Consider the following 19,634-nt stretch of genomic DNA (forward strand, 5'->3'; position numbering starts at 1 on the left):
GCTATACCAATTCCACTCACTGAATAGGAGAGCAAAATGCAACGTTGTGCTGCAAACCCAAACAGCTACTACTGCTCTACCTATTACCTGTCCGAGTGGTTCAATAATTAGAACAACTTCTGCCTTAGCCAGAAGCATGTTCTGTTTGTTTGTGTTGTAGAACACTCAACCGACACCCTACCATATGCTTGTTGATAGCATGATTCAGGCGTTGATCCGTCTGATGGTTGCCGCCGCATCAGTTGCAGCGCTTCTTGCTCTGGCTCGTCTTTTTTAGTTCGAAAAAAACAGATTGCCATCAGGCAACACCGACACCAGAGGAAACATCATGTCACAGCACAAAAAAATGAAGCTCAGTAAAGTAGGTATGGCCACACTGTTTGCCTTATTTGGTACACAACAGGTTTATGCGCAACAGGCTGAAGCAACAGAGCAAGACGAAGCAACAATAGAAAAAATTGAAGTTACAGGCTCACGTCTCAAAGGCGTGGATATGGAGGGTGCAAACCCGCTACAAATTTTCAGCCGCGACGACCTGACGAAAAAAGGCTATGACAGTGTCAGTGCTTTTTTAAGAGATCTGCCGCAAGCCTCCAGCGCCGGTACATTCACCGAAAATGGCGGTGTGGCTGGTAATGATGGCACGCCAGCAGGTGCAGCGGGCGTCAGCTTACGTGGTTTAGGTTCAAGTTCTACACTGGTGCTGGTTAACGGCCGCCGGGTTGCCGTGGACTCCTTCACCAATGGTTTCGACTCTTTTGTCAACGTCAATGCCATTCCGATGTCTGCATTGGAGCGGGTTGAAATTCTGACGGACGGCGCATCCTCTGTCTATGGTTCAGACGCTATCGCCGGTGTCATTAACTTTATTATGCGCAAAGACTACGAAGGTCATGAACTTAGCGCCTCCTATGGTGATGACACCGCAAGCAGCGACTTCAGCAAATACAATCTGACCTACACAGGTGGTTTTAGCACAGACAATAGTAATACCACCCTGGTCGTGGATTACTTTGACAAAAACGCTCTATTTAACACTGACCGGCCTATCGATGTTACCTTTACCTCCTCCACCCGGGTCACCATAGACGGCAGCGATTATGCAGAGCCCTGGTGTGGCACAGCCACCAGCAATGGCGGAACCCGCTGTCGTTATGACTATGTCAGCGAACGTGCTATTCAGCCAGACAGCAAAGCTGTTGGTGCAACGCTAAACCACACCTACCGTTTAGGCGATGATCGTGAGTTTTTTGCAGAAGCGATGCTGCAACAAAACACCGGTTCAGCCTACGATTCAGCCGCAGCTTTCGACGTGCGGGTGCCGGGTAACGCTGCATTCGTACCGCAATGGGCCCGTGATATTGACGCTGAAGATGGCGAAGTGGATCAAATCCGAATCCGTTCACGTTTTCCTGAACGCCGTATCCAGGACTATGACAGCCAAAGCTACCGGTTGTTAGCTGGGTTACGCGGCGAGTTAGGCGATTGGTCGTGGGAAACTGCAGCCACTTATGGCAAAACTGACAACGAAATTACCCATGTCTCAGGTTATATGGGCATAGACAAAGTGGCTGATGCGCTGGCGGATGGCAGCTTTAATCCATTTAACTTAGGCCGTGATAACTCAGAGTCAGTGATTGCAGGTTTACGTGAAATCGCGCCTCGTATCGGTGAGTCTGACGTCTACTCTGTAGACTTTAACTTCTCAGGTACTTTATTCGAAGATATCAGTGCCGTATTTGGTGGCGAATTCCGTGGTGAAGAAATCTCGGATAACCCTGCTGAAGTCGCACAAAGCGGCGGTATTTTTGCGCTGGGAGCCAGTGACGCTGCAGCAGATCGGACTCAATATGCGTTTTATAATGAGTTTAATATCCCGCTGACCGAAAAACTGGATGCCATTGCCGCTCTGCGTTATGACCACTACAGTGATTTTGGCGGCGACATCAACCCCAAATTGTCTTTACGTTACCGCCTGACTGACGACCTGATTTTACGTAGCTCCTGGAGTACGGGTTTCCGTGCTCCTTCACTGTCACAGTTAGGGGCTGGTACTTCATTGACCGCCAACTACATCGACTGTGGCGCTGACCAACCTTTTGATGCGCTTTGTGGTGACTTTGGTGCAACTTCAGGTGAACTGGAGTTTGATCAGGAAACTCTGGGTAATAAAAATCTGGATGCCGAGAGTTCAGAGGCGATCAATATTGGCGCGTCATGGAATTTAACAGAAGAGTTGCAGTTTACTATCGACTACTGGAAGTACACGCACGAAGATATAGTGGATGTTGATGCCAATACCACCTTGCGTGCTTGTGTCGCAGGCACGGCGCCGGTCGTTAGTGATGAAGCGGATTTAAATGGTGAGTTCGGTTGTGTCGTTGATGCCGGCAATGATTTAGTCTTCCTGCGCACGGGCTTCTTTAACGTGGGTAGCCAGGAAACGGATGGTGTTGACTTCAAACTGAACTATAAACTGACCACCAGCAGTGCTGGTGAATTCAAGTTCAATCTGGCCGGTACCCGTACTTTGTCCTACGAGCGTCAGGTGACACAGGACAGCCCGGCTGAAGATCTGTTAGGGAAATTGAGCGGAGCTGCAGAAATTGCCCGTCCTGAATTCGTTGCCGATGCCGGTACTGAATGGCGTTTAGAGAACTGGAATGCCAGCCTGGGTGCGCATTACATCAGCTCGCTAGGTGATGGCGACTTTAGGTTTGACAACGAAACTGTCGATTCATGGCTGACGTACAACGCCAGTCTGGGTTATGACATTACGGCAAATCAGGCAGTATTGCTCAGTGTCCGTAACCTGACAGACAAAGAGCCGCCTTATGCCTCGTCACCCACCAACGGCTATGCCAGCTCAGTGCATGACTGGTTAGGCCGCAACTGGACCTTACGTTACTCAGTAAAATTCTAAGTTTTCTTCTACCTGGATGAAGTTGGGGCCTGAGCATTCTCAGAGCCCCTTTTTTCATTACAACAGTTGGGCACACAACATGGCCAGCAGATAAGCCAGAGCGCCATAACCAATCACCAAACCCGTCACCAGTTTAGTGCTGCCGGTTTCAGCTTTGAGTGTGGCCACAGTCGCCACACATTGCAGTGCGACCACATAGAACAACAGGATGCCCATACCAGCACCGAAGGTTAAACCATCGGCCTGAATATTGGCGGCTAATCCTGCGATGTTCTCATCAGCACCCTCTATACCAAACAAAGTTCCCAAAGCGCCAACAAAAACCTCACGAGCCAGAAATGACATCAGAATGGCCACGCCATAACGCCAATCCAGGCCAAGCGGAGTAAAGAGGGGTTCAATCCAATGCCCTATGATGCCAAGATAAGACTCCTGCAATCCCCCTGCGCCGGTTGGGAAATACCCCAGGACCCAAATAACCACAGACACAGTAAAAATAACAGGACCAGCCCGGTACACAAACTGTTTTGCGCTATTGAAAATACGGTGGATCAAAGGTTTCCAATGCGGTAAACGGTAGGTTGGTAACTCCAGAATAAAAGGCATGTCGGATTTTTCATCATCACTCAGTTTCGAACGCGACAACACCAGACTGACCAACAAAGCGGTCACCATGCCAAAGAAATACAAACAGAAGAAGGCAACGCCCTGCAAGTTCACCAGCCCTCCAATGTATTTAGTGTCAGGAATAAGCACTGCAACCAACAACGCATACACAGGCAGACGCGCGGAACAAGACATCAGCGGCACCGTCAGCATGGTGATCAGCCGTTTACGCGGCGATTCAATGGTACGAGCCGCCATAATGGCCGGAATAGCGCAGGCATGCGCCGATAAAAACGGGATAAAACTGCGGCCTGACAAACCAAAATAACTCAACGGCTTATGGCAGATCAGTGCGGCACGGGCCAGATATCCACTGTCTTCCAGCATACCGATGATCAGTGTCAGCACCATAATTTGTGGCACAAAGACTAAAAACGAACCCAGACCGCCAAAAATGGCGTCATTGAGAAAATCAGCCAGCATGCCAGGCCCGGTTAAATCTGTGACAAAGGTTGCGGTCAGGCCAATCAGACTCTCCACACCATCCATCAAAGGCGTGGCGAAAGTAAAAATACTTTGAAATAACAAAAACATCACCAGCAAAAAAGCGATACCACCGCTGAAGTTGCTGAGCATAAACGAATCGATGGCGTTTTGATTTTTTAATACCACAGTCGACTGAACGCCGTATTTGGCGGCCAGCACTCGGCTTTGTGTCACCTGTTCACTGAAATCAGGAGGCGGTAACACCGCAGGCGCCAAGGTATTTACATCACCTGAACCCTGTTCTGCCAGTTGCAACACTGAGGTTTTAAACTCCGCGATGCCCTGCAAAGTTTTAGCGGAAATAGCCAAAACCGGAGCGCCAAGCTCCTTGCCCAGTGCGTCCACATCAATCTGATGGCCAAAACGTGCCACTTCATCAATCATATTCAGCGCAAACACTAGCTGTTTGCCATAACGCTGTGCCATTACCTGCATTTGCATACCAAATACCAGACTGCTTTGCAGTCGCGTGGCATCCAGATTACAGATGATCAGCGCAGTGTCCTGATCCAGCAAAGCCTGATTAATCTTCTCCACCGCTATCTCTTCGTCGCGGGTCAGCGAACTCATCGAATAGGCACCTGGAAAATCAATCAGTTGGTACTGCTCAAACTTACCGGATTTCAGCTCTACAGTCACACCCGGAAAATTGGCCACTTTTTGCCGTAAGCCAGTTAACTGATTAAATAACAAACTTTTGCCGGAGTTCGGTTTACCGACCAAAATAATACGTTTCATAACAAAACCTGTGAATAAAAGGAGCAATAAGACGAGGCAAACCAGCGGCTTATCAGTTAATGACTGCAGTTACAGGGGTTTCACCTGAATTTTTTTGGCAATTTGCTGTTCCAGTGAATACACACAATCGGCAATAGCCACTACCAAAGTGCCCTGGAAAGGACCACGTCTTAAACAATGAACAGCATGATCATGCTCCAGCCCCATCTCACGTAATCTGCTATGAACAGACGGATCAAGTGCCGCATCTAAGGCAGTCACTATCACACTCTGGCCACCTGGGACATCCCATAAAGTCATCATCTCCAGCTCCCAAAAGATAGCTTAATGCAAAGTATTCGCATTGTGACTTAAGTCAGCGCAGTTTACAACGACAGACAAGATGGATGAGTTGTCACAAGAGACAAAGCAAGGTGTTATGACTTGCGTTCTGACGGCGACCTCCTGGCCGCCGTAGCAGCTATCAGGGGCTGAGCAGCTCTGCCAACAATTGACAATCTCGTTGTTGTTGCTCTGCATACTGGATACAAGACTGCACTAGTTCATCGATAGCTGCGGGTAAATGCCTCACCACAGCCTGTTCAAAACGGTACGAACGTCTGTCGCCCCTGCTGTGAGATAACGCCAGAGTCCGGCCACAGGCCTCGGCATATTCGGCCAGTTCGTCGCCCGGCGCTTTTTCAGCAAAACAGACATCTTCCGGATCCACATCCACATTGGCGTGGTGCAGTGAACGCAGCAGATAATGGGCTCCATTCCAGTAATGTTCGTCCAATACCAAATCCGGGCGGCGTTGCATTAGCCTTTGGCAATCCACAGTTAAATGGGCAGCGTTTAAACGGTTAACCGGACTTAAATCCGGGAAAAAATACAAAGGTGCCGCCTCGCGTTGTTGTTTAGCTTCCACCACATGACACAAAGCCAAATCTTCCTCTGCATGCATGTCCTTTGGCCCCACCAATAAATAATAACGCTGCATATTCAGCGAACCTGTACCAGCGCCCTGGCGGCTGACAATATCCAAAATATCGTCACTGACATAAGGCCGGAAACTCAGCTCAACCTCTTGATACAACTCGGGCGATAAACGGCAGAATTTGGCACTATCTTGCTTAAAGCGCAGCGGCCGAGCTGATAGGTCAGCACTTTTAGCTAAAGTACTTTTACGTAAAAAGTCCTCACCTTTGGCCGAGCGTTTGATGGCTTTTTTCAATACAGGTTTGAGCACATGGTTTTTCGGAAAATCATCCAGTACTGAATAGCGTAATTCAGGTTCATCCAGAATAGCCTGACATTGAGCAACATAAGCCAGTAGAAAAGCATGTACGGCCTGCGCAGCATCTTTGGCAGACACCACCTGCAGTGCATCCAGCGCCAGCTTATTGTCATTGGCATAACGCTGCTGTTGCATGCCCTGACAGTACTCGGCTGCCAATAAAATACTCACAGCAAAGCGGCTCCAATCCCAGACCGCATGACCCATACAAGCGTCGTCAAAATCATTGGGAGCAAAAATCACCCTGTCACCGGACGAACCTTCTTCGGTAAAAAAACCAAAATTGGATAAATGACAATCCCCTATTACAGTTGTTAGCGGGATTTGTGTGGTTAAAGACTCAGGCAATTTCAGTACAGAATGTTTAATGTCGGCGTAAAACAACCCTGAACTGCCGCGTAAAAACCGAAATGGGTTCAGCGCCATTTTCTGATGTTTGGTCAGGACAGGATCTATGCCGGGCGCTGTCCCATCTGTGCGTTTAAACTCCTGTTGTAATTGCTGGACTCGTACCTTGTTCTGCATAAAATCCTCTATAAATGCTGATGTTATGGATTGATACTACGCCACTACAGTTTAAAACAGGCAGAAGTTTTGTAACAAAGCACAACAACAGCCACAGACGCTGTTATTGTGCTTGTGTTCGCCAACTCAGAATCTTTTATCTTTCCAACACAATGCGATAACGTGCTTTGCCGCTTTCCAGATGCGCTATGGCTTCATTGACTTGATCAAATTTAAAGGTCTCTACCACAGGCTTAATGTCGTGTTGCACAGCAAACTCCAGCATCTTTTTGATAGTGGCCGGGCTGCCAACAGGTGAACCGGAGACGGAGCGCTGCGCCATGATCAGGCTAAACACATTCAAATCCAACGGCTCCAGGGTAGCCCCCACGAAATGCAACCGGCCTTTGGGTTTAAGGGTCGATAAGTAGAGATTCCAGTCTAATTTCACGTTGACCGTGGTTAAAATAAAATCAAAACGTCCTGCTGCTGCGGCTATTTCGTCTGCATTTCTGGAGTTAATACAATGATGGGCACCTAACTCCTTCGCTTCAGCCGTTTTGCTGTCGCTGGACGTAAAGGCCGTGACTTCACAGCCAAAAGCCCGTAAAAACTGCAGTGCTATATGGCCCAGCCCGCCTATACCTACCACTGCGACTTTATCTGTGGGTTTAATATCAAATTGCACCAGCGGGTTAAATACGGTAATACCACCACAAAACAAAGGTCCGGCAGTTTTCGCATCCATCCCTTCAGGCAGAGCCACCACGCTGGCCGCATTGGCCCGCACTTTCTCAGCAAAACCACCGTGGCGACCCACTATGGTGCCTTGAGCTGTGGCACATAAATTATGATCGCCACTCCCGCAACTGCTGCAGTGATGACAATAATCCGAATGCCAGCCCAGCCCGACCACCTGTCCTGGATGCAAATGACTGACGTCAGCCCCTACCGCAGCAATGCGCCCGACAACTTCATGCCCCGCCACCAGCGGATAGGCTGACATGCCCCACTCGTTGTTGATCATGGATAAATCAGAGTGACAAATACCACAGTAATCAACATCAATTTCCACGTCCTGGCGGCCTAACGGGCCCGGATCATACTCAATCACAGTCAGAGCTGACTTAGGTTTTAACGCTGCATAGGCTTTGATCATAAAAACATTCTCCTGTAGAAATTTACGCAATCTGGTACGCCAACAGTATTAGCCAGGATCAACAAAGTTACAGTGCTGTTTACCGCATGAGTCTGGCTGTTTCGCCCGTTTTCAGCGGGTATTCGCTGACAGAATAAGATAAGCCCCTTTATTGATCGTTTTTTATACAGCAAGGACTGTATCTTCCTATCGATTCAGGTATAATCCGCGCACTTTTTTTCCGGCCCTCTTACTTTGCAGGATTTACATGACAGTCGAAACCTTTGACCCATCACAAACCACCACACTGGAAACCCCAGTGAAAAGTCTGACCGCACAGGCACAAGCCAATGGCACAGGCGCAAAAATCGGGTTTGTAAGCTTAGGTTGCCCAAAAAACCTGGTGGACTCAGAGCGCATTCTGACTCAGTTAAAAACTGAAGGTTATCAAATAGTTCCAAGCTATGATGATGCGGAGCTGGTGATAGTTAACACTTGTGGTTTTATCGACAGCGCAGTGCAGGAATCTTTAGACACCATAGGCGAAGCTTTGGCAGAAAACGGCAAAGTGATAGTGACCGGCTGTTTAGGTGCGCGTGAAGATGAAATCCGTGAAGTACATCCAAATGTATTGGGGATCACTGGCCCACATGCGTATGAAAACGTATTAAAGCAGGTGCATGATTTTGTGCCTAAGCCAAAATACGATCCATTTATTCAACTGGTGCCGGACCACGGCATTAAGTTAACACCAAAGCATTACGCCTACTTAAAAATTTCTGAAGGCTGCAACCACCGTTGTACCTTCTGCATTATTCCGTCTATGCGGGGTGACTTAGTCAGCCGCCCTATTGGCGAAGTGCTGGACGAAGCAGCCCGTTTGCAAAAAGCCGGTGTCAAAGAGCTGCTGATTATCTCTCAGGACACCAGTGCTTATGGCGTGGATGTAAAACACCGCACTGGTTTCTGGAATGGCCAGCCGGTCAAAACTTCAATGCAGTCGTTGTGTGAAGCCTTGTCTGATTTAGGTATTTGGGTGCGTTTACATTATGTCTATCCATACCCGCATGTGGATGATGTCATTCCACTGATGGCGCAAGGGAAATTATTGCCTTATCTGGATATTCCATTCCAGCATGCCAGCCCACGTATTTTAAAACTGATGAAACGCCCTGGTCAGTCTGACCGTGTATTGGAGCGCATCAAAAAATGGCGTGAAATCTGCCCTGAACTGACGATTCGTTCGACCTTTATCGTAGGTTTCCCTGGTGAGACGGAAGAAGAGTTTCAGGAATTACTCAACTGGTTAGAAGAAGCACAGCTTGACCGCGTTGGCTGCTTTAAATACAGCCCGGTCGAAGGTGCTAAAGCCAACGACTTGCCGGATCAAATTGCCGAAGAAGTCAAAGAAGAGCGTTATCACCGCTTTATGGAAACTCAGCAGCGTATCAGCGCCGCTCGTTTACAAAGCAAAATTGGCCGTACTATTAAAGTGTTAATTGATGAAGTGGACGACGAAGGCGCAATTGGCCGCAGCTTCGCAGATGCGCCTGAAATTGACGGTGCTGTGTACTTAAATGGTGAAACCTCGTTAAAGCCAGGCGATCTGGTGGATGTAGTGGTCGAAGAAGCCGACGAATATGACTTGTGGGGCAGCCTGGCTGAATAAACAGGCTCTATGCGTGTTCGATAGATAAAAAACGACCAAATGGTCGTTTTTTTATGTCTGTTTTTCGAACTCTGAATCAAAAACAATACGGTTGCGTCCTTGTGCTTTGGCCTGATACAAAGCGTTATCGGCATCGGCCAGTAGTTGTTTTAAATCCTGTAAAGCCGCGACACAACTGGCGCCGCCGACACTAACAGTGAGCTTGACCGGTCTGGCTTCGATTTCCCAGGCGTGATGGGCAATGCGCTCACACAAGCGCTGACCGATTAACGCAGCTTGCTCGGCACTGGTGTTAGGCATCAAAACGGCAAATTCTTCCCCGCCTAAGCGCCCAATCAGATCCGAAGTTCGTAAGCCCACTTTGAGTAAATCAGCGACTTTTTTCAGCGCCAGATCCCCTATCGCATGACCCCATTGATCGTTAATTTGTTTGAAGTGATCCAGGTCAATCATCAGAACCACAACACTGTGCTGCTGACGTCTGCTGTGTAATAAGGCAAGATTAGCGCGTTTAAAAAACTCACGGCGGTTGAGCAGTTGAGTCAAATCATCCAGCTCTGTCAGACGCAATAATTGATTTTCCGTCAGAGAAAATGACAGTAACGGCAACATCAGTCCTGTACTGGTTGTAAGCAAAACGTGCCCCAACAACACCCATTGCAGACTAGGCAAACTAAAAGTACGGTGCTCTTCTCCTATCAATGGCAAGACGAGAATCACCTGAAGCACCATTAAAGATGCATGCACTGCAAAAAATAACTGCAGTATGTAAACCGGAAAAACCGGCGTTAGCCTGGCATTTTTCAGCAGCACTATGGCATAGATAAACAGTACCGCAATACTAAAAGACGTTAACGCCGTTGACGCATTACTGACCTGATACAACATAGCCAGCGGCAGCAGGAACAAAGTCAGTAATAAAGCAGCCTGCTGTTTGGCTCTGGCACTCAACTGCCCCCGTAAAAACAACACCAGACCAGCCACGACCAAAGCCGGAGAGAGCAGCAATAAAACATCAGCTAGCAGATAGGTGAGCAGAGGCATGTCGACATAGGTTCTAATCCCAGCCGCGCATCCACCAGCGACAAATACAAAACAGGCAACAGACCACAGCAAAAAACATTGATCGTGACGACGTAACATGTACACCATCGCCAGATAGCAACCGATCATCAGATTGACCAGCAGTGTTAACAGCAGCAGTGTCGGTAAATGTAGTTCAAATCCATGAAAATTAATGACTAATTACTCCGTTCTCAGATTTCATCGGCAGTATAGCTCTTTGTGTTTCATTCGTACAAACAACATGCTCTGACCAGGCTTCAGGTCTGGCCCCTACCTCAGCCCCTACCTCAGATTATGCCGTTGCCTAAATCAACGCATTAGCTTTTGTCTTGCGGCTCGTCAGGAGGCAAAAACACGCCCTGAAAGCGTTTTGGTGCATCCCGGCTCTCCCGCTCCAACTGACGTTGTAGCTCTTCTCTGCTTTGTCTGAGTAGTTGAATATAGTTTTTTTCGTCCTGTTGTTCACGCACCAGTTGCATTTTATCAATCAGTTGATAGTTGGCGGCTCTGAAGCGGTCGGCCAGCTCTTTGGCTTCGTAGTGTCCCATACCTAGTTGAGTGAGAACGTCCCGGCCCTGACGTAACGAGGCTTCAAACAACTCACGTTCAATATGGCTGACCCCTAACTGCCTTAACTGGTACATATGGGCCACATCTTTGGCTCTGGCCATCAGCGTCAGATGAGGAAAATGCTGCTTTGCATTACTGACTATGGCATTAATAGCCTGCACATCATCCACTGCAACCACCAGGACTTTAGCCTGAGCAGCACCAGCCGCCTCCAGTACGTCCATCCGGCTGGCGTCACCGTAATACACCTTAAACCCAAATTTTGTCATGGTTTGAATAGTGTCAGAGTCGTGATCCAGCACCGTAGGTACTATGCCATTGGCTAACAGTAAACGGCCCAAAATCTGGCCATAACGGCCAAAACCGGCAATAATTACCGGACTTTCAGAGGCTTCAACATCGGTATCGTGCTGCGGTTTATGCTGCTGACGGGCCGACCAGGTATCCAGAACCTTCATCAACAAGGGGGACAGAGCGATAGACAACGCAATTAATAAATTCAGCATGGCGCCTTCGGTTGCACTGAGCAGCGCTCCGGCTGTAGCTAAAGCAGCCAGAACAAAAGCAAACTCGCTGCCTTGCCCCAGTAACACGGCATAGCTGAGCCGCTCAGGCGGCGCAACCTTGATCAGACGGGCAACACCATACAACAGCAGCAGTTTTAAACCGACAAACAGCAGCAACAACATACCCAGTAATGGCCATTCAGCGCTGAGCAGTTGGATATTGATGCCAGCACCAATAGTGATAAAAAACAGCCCTAAAAACAGGCCTTTAAAAGGCTCCAGGTCGGCCTCTAATTGATGACGAAACTCAGAGCTGGCTAATAACACCCCGGCAATAAAAGCGCCTAAACCTGCAGAGACGCCAACCAGAGTCATCAGCTCCATCACCCCAATCACCAGCAATAAAGCCAAACCTACAAACAACTCACGCGAACCATAGTGAGCCACCCAGTGCAGCAAATAACCAATCAGATAACGGCCGGTTAAAATAACTGCCACTACAGCGGCCAAAGCAGGCAAGGCTTTAAACTCAGCGGTATCGGCCGAAGGCGCAATTAAGCTGACCCCAATCAGCAGCGGAATGGCCACCATATCCTGCAACAACAAAGCACCAAATACTGACTGGCCAGTATGAGTGCCCATTAAATTGCGATCTTTCATCAACTGCACAGCCACTGCGGTAGAAGATAAAGCCAGCGCCAGACCAATAAATACTACCAGGGCATAAGACAGCCCAAGCAGATATGTGGCAGCAGCAATACCTAAGGCACAAACCAGCACCTGCAGAGTGCCAAATAAAAATACCCTGTGGCGCATAGCCCAGAGCTTTTTGGCATCCAGCTCCAGCCCTATAGTAAATAACATCAGCACCACACCCAGCTCGGCCAGCAGCTTAATGTCGTCTGTATTGCTGGCCACAGCAAAACCGGCAGGCCCAAGCGCAACACCAGCTAATAAATAGCCCAGCACTACTCCTAAACCAAAACGTTTGGCTAAAGGCACCACCAATACCATAGCGGCTAGATAAATCATCAGATATGTCAGTACATTAAGATGCATAACGGCTCCGATCCTGCTCAGACGCAGCAGACAACAGGTCCAGTCCTTGCCGGAATAATTCGACGGCCTGAGTCGCCACCACACTATCTGTGAGTTGCGGTAACATCAAAGGCTGCTGCCACTGCATACCACAGGACAGTGCCAACTGATGCAAAGGTGCAAACATGCTTTGCTGATAGCAGGGATCCAGTTCTTGATGCGGTGCTACCGCCTGAGTCACCACCCAAAACTTTTTGCCCTGAAGTGAGCGGCCAGCAACTTCTGCAGCATCGTTGCCATAAGCCCAGCCATACTGAAACACTTTATGCAGATACTGCACTAACAAAGCGGGCGGCAGGCCGCACTGCATAGGGTAATGCAAAACAATAGCGTTGCTGTGCACCAACATTTTTTGCTCCAGCGCCACATCGATGTAAAAATCCGGGTACAACTGATACAACTCCCGCAGCTCAAGTCCGGGCCAATGTTGTACCGCATCAAGCATCATGCGCTCGAGCCTGGCATGGTGAGCATAAGGATGGGCATATAACAAGCTAATCATAAGGGGTTGATAGTCCTTTCAAAACAGTGACTACAGTGTTTATGACCGCCGCTGATGTAGCAAGGTGAATCTTGATCTACAGCATGTTTTTTATTCAAATCTCTGCTCAGCCGGCAGCGCCGTTCCCACAACAAATACTGCTTACAAAAAATGAACATCAATTTACCTTATTAAGGTCCAAACAGAACTAGTTCATAATAAGGAAAATCAAGATGAAATCTATCTTCGTATTGCTCGCGTTGCTGGCATTAAGTATCAGCAATAACCTTTATGCTGCTCATGTTGAATGTGTGATCAGTGGTACACCAACCCAGCAAAGCTATACAGAAGGCTTTTGCAACAGCCAGATCAATTCCCCACCAGGCGTATTTTTCCGTTTGGTGGCTGATAAACCAGTAGCTGAAGTGCAGTGGAGTTACAGTGCAGAGCCACAAGGCCATTGGAATTGCGGCACCAACAATCAGTGCAGTGTCAGCTATTCTTCTGGCCCTGAGTACTTTGGCTTTTCTCAGGCAACAGCCTGCGTCACGCGAATTCTCTACTCAGACAACACCTGGGAAAATGTCAGCCTCTGCGCTACCGGCACCTTTTATGGCCAGGCGGTCATGTAGAGGGTTGATCACCTTATCCCCCTGCCATGTTTCATTGCAGCGGGGGGATATGTTGCAGAAGCCGCCAAACATCCTCAGGCAGCGACAAATCCGGGCGTTGCTCCCCAGCTGGGCGTGAAACACCACTACCCCACTTTAGTTGGCCAAAGCTTTCCACAGGTTGAGCTGCAATGCGGCATTTATGTAAACGAAGTGGTTCCCAGAAAAATCTCATACTGATCCGGATTTGCCATATAGCCAGCCACTTTCTGGCTGGAAAGCCGCGCCCCTGTTAATGCCGTTTGTACCAGTAACTTGTTGTAAGGGCTGGCGTTGGGGTCGGCCAGATAATCAGCACAGTCAAACCAGCGGGCCTGCAGAATTTCGCGTGGATCTGGCTTTGGTTCTGTTTCTTCTGCTGTTAAGCGGCACACCATATACAAATTCGATGCACCGAACTGGCCCTGGTGGTGATGGCGTAAACCTAAAAAGCTGTCAAAACGGGTTGTTACCCCTGTTTCTTCCAACACTTCACGAATGGCGGCATCGGCCAGATGCTCTTTGGCATCGACCATACCCCCTGGTAATTTAAAATACCCCGGGCTTCGACCTGCCAAAGGTTTTTCCTGCACTAACAGCACCTTACCTGAAGCGCTAAGCACTACTGAGCCTACGCCAATACTATGAGTGGCGGCTGAAGGTAAATAGCTGTCAGCCTGCAGTTTTTTACAGAGCATTAATTTGTCCGGGAAACAATGATGAAAAGCAAAACCCAGCTCTACAGCCACTGCAATCAGCTCAGCCCGGGATGAGGGTAACTCCAGCCAGACTAAAGCATAATGCTGCTGCCAGGCCTCGACAGAGGCCGCTAATCGGCCGGCAAATTCAGCGACAGTATCAGGTAATTGCTGTGGCCCTATGTAACAGCCGTTGTAGGGATTGACCAGTGCATCAAATAACTTCATTTGAAAAAACACTCTGCATAGGTTTAGAAACAACATGGGCGCCGATAAAGGACGCCCCACATTTAATCAGACAGACTGAAGGCGGGTGCACCACCTGCCGCCTGCCCCAGACGAAATTCCGTTATCTGAACAATACTTTTTCTTTCTGGAACCAGCTGACACAAAAGGCCAGCATAGCGCCTGCTATCACCACTGTTGAACCAAAAATCACCAGCAACATGCCGATATCCATAGTGCCTTTAATCAGCTCTTTAATCGCCAAGGCAACATTGGCAATAGGCAACATGGCCATAGCCCAGGTCAGTTCTACGCCCGGCATTAAAGCCACAATAAGCGGCATAAACACCACCATACTCAAAGGGCCTATATAGTTTTGCGCTTCTTTAAAGCTGCGGGCATAAATAGACAAGGACAGTAATAAAGCGGCAAAGATGGCGGACAAGGGCAACAGCATCATCAGGATCAGTAACAGATCGGCCACCCCTAAAGTTGACATGGTTTTAGCAACAATATCCACTCCCATCAAAGAACCGATCACATATCCCCAGCCACCAAAACTGGTGACGGTAATCAGAGCCGAGGCCAAACCTGTGGTCAATACGGTCAGAAACTTACCTAACACAATAGCAGTTCTGCTGATCGGGCATATTAATAAGGTTTCTAAAGTACCCCGCTCTTTTTCGCCTGCGCCTATGTCCACTGCAGGGTAAGAACAACCGATTAAACACAAGGGGATCAGGATATAAGCGACAAAACCACCGATTTTTTCACCCAAATTTTCGCGGCTTTCGGCAGTGTTCACTTTTTCCAGCTTCACAGGTTGCAACAAAGCATCCACTTTATCCGAGCTGACACCTAAGCTGTCGAGTTTGGCCAGTTGCAATTTTTTGCTGTAATCCCGTAGCAACTCATTGAAATATTTATCAATCATATCAAGCTGCGATGACATGTTGTAAATCACTGTCCATTGGCTTTGCGTAAGATTTGTCACTTCTGCGCTAAAATCTTCGGCAATAATAATAGCCAGATCAAACTTATCTTCGCGGATAGCCTGTTTCAGTGCTTCGGGTTCGGTCAGATCAGACTCCACCTTTTTAAAGTTTTTGTGATAAAACAACGCCTCTGCCAGCTCTGGCGCTTTATCGGCGTTGATAATCACATAACGATGCTCTTCTGCCTCCGCATTTTTTGCCACATTCGCAACCACCAGCCCCATAATGCCAAAGAGCACAGGGAACACCAGGATCGGCAGTAAAATAACAAAAAACATGGTTTTTTTATCGCGCAGAAGTTCCGTCAGTTCCTTCAGATAGACTTGCCACATTTAGTTGTACTCCTTGTTCTGTCCAGCCGGGTTAATCACGTTCATAAATGCCTGGCGTAAATCACCGTCTGCACTTAAGGATTTAAACACATCAAAGCTGTCAGAAAATGCGCTGATGCCTTTATCAATCACCACCACACGATCACATAATGACGCGACTTCATCTAAATGGTGGGTAGAAAAAATCACAGGGGTACCCTGCTGTTTTAACGAGCGGATAAAGTCCAGCACTGTCTGGGTGGTCATAATATCCAGCCCTGTAGTGGGTTCATCCAGGATCACCACTTTAGGCGAATGCACTACGGCGCGGGCTATCGCGGTTTTTTGTTTCATACCGCTGGACATAGCGTCGGCTTTGCGGTTGGCAAAGTCATGCATATTCAGCAGAGTAAAGAGCTCATCGATACGCTGTTTGAGGGCAGTTTCGCTCATCCCATGCAAACGGGCAAAATACGCGACGTTTTCATAAGCAGTTAAACGGCCATATAAACCAGTGCTGCTGGATAAAAAACCGATTTTTTTCCGTGCCAGCACAGGCTGAGTTAATACGTCCACACCTTCAATCAGCACTGAACCTGAATCCGGTTGTAATGCCGTGGACAAAATACGCAAAGTAGTGGTTTTACCAGCGCCGTTAGGCCCCAACAAACCTAATACTTCGCCAGAACCACAATCAAAACTGACATTGCGGACCGAATGAAAAGCTTCTTTGCTGTAGCGCACATCTTGTTTTTCACTGTCTGACAACTTTTGGCCACGACTGATGGCAAAAGATTTAGCCAGAGCTTGTATTTTTATCATGCTTTATTCCCTGCTGTTGCTCTGATGATTCAGCTTTTTGTCGTTTGGGTCTGAAATAGCTGGTATCGGCGTAAAACGCCTGTTCCTGCCCTTTGTACCAGCCCGGAACTCCTAACAAAGGTAACGGACTAAGCTGTTGAGTATCAAGCAGCAGTTCCGGCTGCACAAGCTGTTTCACCAATAATTCATCAACAAAATTGTAACCTTTTACCCCCTGTGGCAACTCTGTCTGTTCCGGCACTTCAATGCACCAGAGCTTGCCGGTTAAACCAATAAAAGGCCGGGTGGCCATTTCATAGTTCGCATGACCAAAGATCATCGGGTTTAATCCGGCCCACCATTCTTTGTGCTGATAAAAAGCATCAAGCCATTGGTGGCCACGCAATAAATCCAGCAAAAAACCTTGCGAAGGCCTGATGCAAAGAATCACCCCACACTCATCGAGCAAGGTCAGTTTATGTCGTAGCTTAGTGCGTTCCTTACTGCCAAATTGCTGAATCTGCGCCACATGCAACTGGTTCATTAACTGCTTACTGTTGGGAAACAAACACCAGATCAACGCGCCAAATAAGTCATGCCAGCTATTCAAACGCAGCGGAATTTGCTGGCTTTGATAAATAAAGTCTTCGTAATAACGGCCATCCTGGTCAAGCTTTGTGCTATCGACAAAGCTCCAGTCTTGTAGTGCAGTATGTTGATGTAACCATTCAGTTAAAAGCTGAGGAGACGGAAAATCTGCTTGCTGGGCTAAAGGGAATATAGCGGCTAAAGCGCTAAAGAATCCGGGCTCTGCGAACAAACCGGGTTGCCATTCAGTCGGCGCTATGAATCTGGAATTTATGCTGTTTTGTTGCATGGATAAGAAAAAACCGTGTGTTGTACTGAAACCATACTTTGTCAATTACCTGTGAAAAGCGCGAAAAACCTCTTGCAATTTTCCTGCAAGCTGGCAAATTCAAGGGGTACGTTTAGACGTACATACTGCCAAAATGTTTTGCCCTTGGTATTTGACGCCGCAGCTTTGTTGCCTGCGTTCGCTTGTCACCGCGCTGCAACGCCAACTACTTAGGGCAATGATCTGGATTCATTAATTTTAGAGGTTACTCATCATGTGTTCGATATTTGGGGTGCTTGACATCAAGACTGATGTTAAAGCCTTGCGCCAGCAGGCGCTACAGTTATCTAAATTATTACGCCACCGTGGACCAGACTGGTCAGGCGTATGGAACAACGACCATGCCATTTTAGTGCATGAACGTCTGGCTATCGTAGATACTGAAAATGGCGCCCAGCCCCTGATTAATCCAAATCGAAATCACATTCTGGCAGTGAATGGTGAGATTTATAATCACAAAAATTTAGAGAAAAATTTAACAGTCGACTACAGCTTCCAGACCAAGTCGGACTGTGAAGTGATCTTGCCTTTGTATTTACAGCACGGTGCTGATTTTGTTGACCAGCTACAGGGCATGTTTGCTTTTATTTTGTATGACGCAGAACAAAACCGTTACCTGATAGCCCGTGACCATATCGGTATTATTCCGCTGTATTACGGTTACGACGAACATGGTCAGCTCTATGTGGCTTCAGAATTAAAGGCTCTGGTGCCTGTCTGTAAACAAATGCAGGAATTCCCGCCAGGCCATTATTTTGACAGCAAAGTAGGCAAACTGGTGAAGTATTATCAGCGCGACTGGCAAAGTTTTGATGCCGTCAAAGACAACCCGGCTGAATTAGGTGAATTGCGCACTGCGCTTGAGAACAGTGTAAAAAGCCATTTAATGTCCGACGTGCCTTATGGTGTGTTGTTATCCGGCGGTCTGGACTCCTCACTGATTTCTGCTATTACCCAGCAGTTTGCCCGCAATCGTGTCGAAGATGATGGCCAGTCCGAGGCCTGGTGGCCTCGCCTGCACTCTTTTGCTGTGGGTTTAAAAGGTTCACCTGACTTAGCGGCGGCCCGTAAAGTAGCAGACAGCATAGGCACAGTGCACCACGAAGTACTGTTCACCGTGCAGGAGGGTTTAGATTCGCTGCGTGATGTGATTTATTTCCTTGAAACTTACGACGTGACCACGATTCGTGCCTCCACCCCTATGTACTTAATGGCGCGTAAAATCAAAGCCATGGGTATTAAAATGGTGTTGTCGGGCGAGGGCTCAGATGAAATTTTTGGTGGTTATTTGTATTTCCACAAAGCGCCAAACGCCAAAGAATTCCACGAAGAGACCTTACGTAAGCTGGACCGCTTGCATATGTTCGACTGCAACCGCGCCAACAAAGCTATGTCGGCCTGGGGTATTGAAGCCCGTGTACCGTTCCTCGACAAGCAGTTTATGGATGTGGCGATGCGGTTAAATCCTGAAGCCAAAATGTGTGGTAAAGGCAAAATGGAAAAACACATTTTGCGTCAGGCCTTTGATGGGGTGTTACCGCACGAAATTTTATGGCGTCAAAAAGAGCAATTCTCAGACGGCGTAGGCTATAGCTGGATTGACAGCTTAAAAGCGCATGCCGAAAAAGAAGTGACGGATCAGCAAATGGCCACAGCGGCTTTCCGCTTCCCGGTCAATACACCGGACAGCAAAGAAGCCTACTTCTACCGTGTTATTTTTGAAGAGCACTTCCCACACCCAGGCGCAATTTCCTGTGTACCGGGCGGTAAGTCAGTGGCTTGCTCTACGCCTGAAGCTTTGGCCTGGGATGCGAAAATGGCACAAATGACAGATCCGTCTGGGCGGGCTGTGCGGGATGTTCACGAACAAGCCTATTAATAGGAGCTCTCATCTGATGCAGTCAGTCAGGTGAGGACT

Annotated in this window: 15 protein-coding genes; 4 read left to right on the forward strand and 11 right to left on the reverse strand. The window is 48.1% G+C overall.

The annotated features are described in order from the left end of the window. Window positions 1–328 precede the first annotated feature (328 nt). The gene (locus SD53_RS05360) at window positions 329–2,923 is read left to right on the forward strand and encodes a TonB-dependent receptor plug domain-containing protein (RefSeq protein WP_052749266.1); all 2,595 of its coding nucleotides are present in this window, start codon (window positions 329–331) and stop codon (window positions 2,921–2,923) included. A gap of 57 nt (window positions 2,924–2,980) precedes the next feature. Here the strand turns inward: SD53_RS05360 and feoB are convergent, their stop codons facing one another. From feoB to ahr, 4 genes are all read right to left on the reverse strand, one after another. After that, window positions 2,981–4,813 carry a ferrous iron transporter B gene (feoB, locus tag SD53_RS05365; protein ID WP_046519202.1) on the reverse strand — a complete coding sequence of 611 codons (1,833 nt, stop codon included), beginning with the start codon at window positions 4,811–4,813 and terminating at the stop codon, window positions 2,981–2,983. 69 nt (window positions 4,814–4,882) lie between these two features. Continuing rightward, window positions 4,883–5,116, reverse strand: a complete 234-nt coding sequence (locus SD53_RS05370; protein ID WP_206539899.1) for a FeoA family protein — start codon at window positions 5,114–5,116, stop codon at window positions 4,883–4,885. A 160-nt stretch (window positions 5,117–5,276) separates the two neighbouring features. Continuing rightward, window positions 5,277–6,614, reverse strand: coding sequence for a DUF2252 family protein (locus SD53_RS05375; protein WP_046519204.1), 1,338 nt, complete (start codon window positions 6,612–6,614; stop codon window positions 5,277–5,279). Window positions 6,615–6,750: 136 nt separating this feature from the next. Further along, window positions 6,751–7,752 carry an NADPH-dependent aldehyde reductase Ahr gene (ahr, locus tag SD53_RS05380; protein WP_046519205.1) on the reverse strand — a complete coding sequence of 334 codons (1,002 nt, stop codon included), beginning with the start codon at window positions 7,750–7,752 and terminating at the stop codon, window positions 6,751–6,753. Between the two features lie 247 nt (window positions 7,753–7,999). On the opposite strand from ahr, the gene rimO reads away from it, so the two are divergent. Next, window positions 8,000–9,400, forward strand: a complete 1,401-nt coding sequence (gene rimO, locus SD53_RS05385) for a 30S ribosomal protein S12 methylthiotransferase RimO (RefSeq protein WP_046519206.1) — start codon at window positions 8,000–8,002, stop codon at window positions 9,398–9,400. A gap of 51 nt (window positions 9,401–9,451) precedes the next feature. Here the strand turns inward: rimO and SD53_RS05390 are convergent, their stop codons facing one another. From SD53_RS05390 to SD53_RS17945, 3 genes are all read right to left on the reverse strand, one after another. Further along, entirely contained in the window at window positions 9,452–10,573 is a 1,122-nt protein-coding gene (locus SD53_RS05390; RefSeq protein WP_046519207.1) for a GGDEF domain-containing protein, read from the reverse strand. A 209-nt stretch (window positions 10,574–10,782) separates the two neighbouring features. After that, window positions 10,783–12,600 (reverse strand): monovalent cation:proton antiporter-2 (CPA2) family protein, encoded by a 1,818-nt coding sequence (locus tag SD53_RS05395; RefSeq protein ID WP_046519208.1) that lies wholly within the window; start codon window positions 12,598–12,600, stop codon window positions 10,783–10,785. Next, window positions 12,590–13,141, reverse strand: coding sequence for an NAD(P)H-dependent oxidoreductase (locus SD53_RS17945; protein WP_082101783.1), 552 nt, complete (start codon window positions 13,139–13,141; stop codon window positions 12,590–12,592). Before SD53_RS17945 ends, SD53_RS05395 begins: the two co-directional genes overlap by 11 nt. Before the next feature lie 212 nt (window positions 13,142–13,353). On the opposite strand from SD53_RS17945, the gene SD53_RS05405 reads away from it, so the two are divergent. Further along, on the forward strand, window positions 13,354–13,752 hold the full coding sequence (locus SD53_RS05405; protein WP_046519209.1) for a hypothetical protein: 399 nt from the start codon (window positions 13,354–13,356) through the stop codon (window positions 13,750–13,752). A 179-nt stretch (window positions 13,753–13,931) separates the two neighbouring features. Here SD53_RS05405 and SD53_RS05410 read toward each other — a convergent pair whose 3' ends face one another. The 4 genes from SD53_RS05410 to SD53_RS05425 form a co-directional block, all read right to left on the reverse strand. Continuing rightward, window positions 13,932–14,696, reverse strand: coding sequence for an NUDIX domain-containing protein (locus tag SD53_RS05410; RefSeq protein ID WP_046519210.1), 765 nt, complete (start codon window positions 14,694–14,696; stop codon window positions 13,932–13,934). 121 nt (window positions 14,697–14,817) lie between these two features. Continuing rightward, window positions 14,818–16,020, reverse strand: coding sequence for an ABC transporter permease (locus SD53_RS05415; protein WP_046519211.1), 1,203 nt, complete (start codon window positions 16,018–16,020; stop codon window positions 14,818–14,820). Then, window positions 16,021–16,821 (reverse strand): ATP-binding cassette domain-containing protein, encoded by an 801-nt coding sequence (locus SD53_RS05420; RefSeq protein WP_046519212.1) that lies wholly within the window; start codon window positions 16,819–16,821, stop codon window positions 16,021–16,023. It lies immediately after the preceding gene. Then, on the reverse strand, window positions 16,796–17,677 hold the full coding sequence (locus SD53_RS05425; RefSeq protein WP_046519213.1) for a DUF3025 domain-containing protein: 882 nt from the start codon (window positions 17,675–17,677) through the stop codon (window positions 16,796–16,798). Before SD53_RS05425 ends, SD53_RS05420 begins: the two co-directional genes overlap by 26 nt. Before the next feature lie 253 nt (window positions 17,678–17,930). Between SD53_RS05425 and asnB the strand changes: the two genes are divergently transcribed. Next, a complete protein-coding gene (asnB, locus tag SD53_RS05430; protein WP_046519214.1) occupies window positions 17,931–19,595 on the forward strand; it encodes an asparagine synthase B in 1,665 nt (554 codons plus the stop codon). The last annotated feature ends 39 nt before the right edge of the window (window positions 19,596–19,634 follow it).

Origin of the sequence: Rheinheimera mesophila (assembly GCF_000986865.1) — a bacterium.
GTDB classification, from domain to species: domain Bacteria; phylum Pseudomonadota; class Gammaproteobacteria; order Enterobacterales; family Alteromonadaceae; genus Pararheinheimera; species Pararheinheimera mesophila.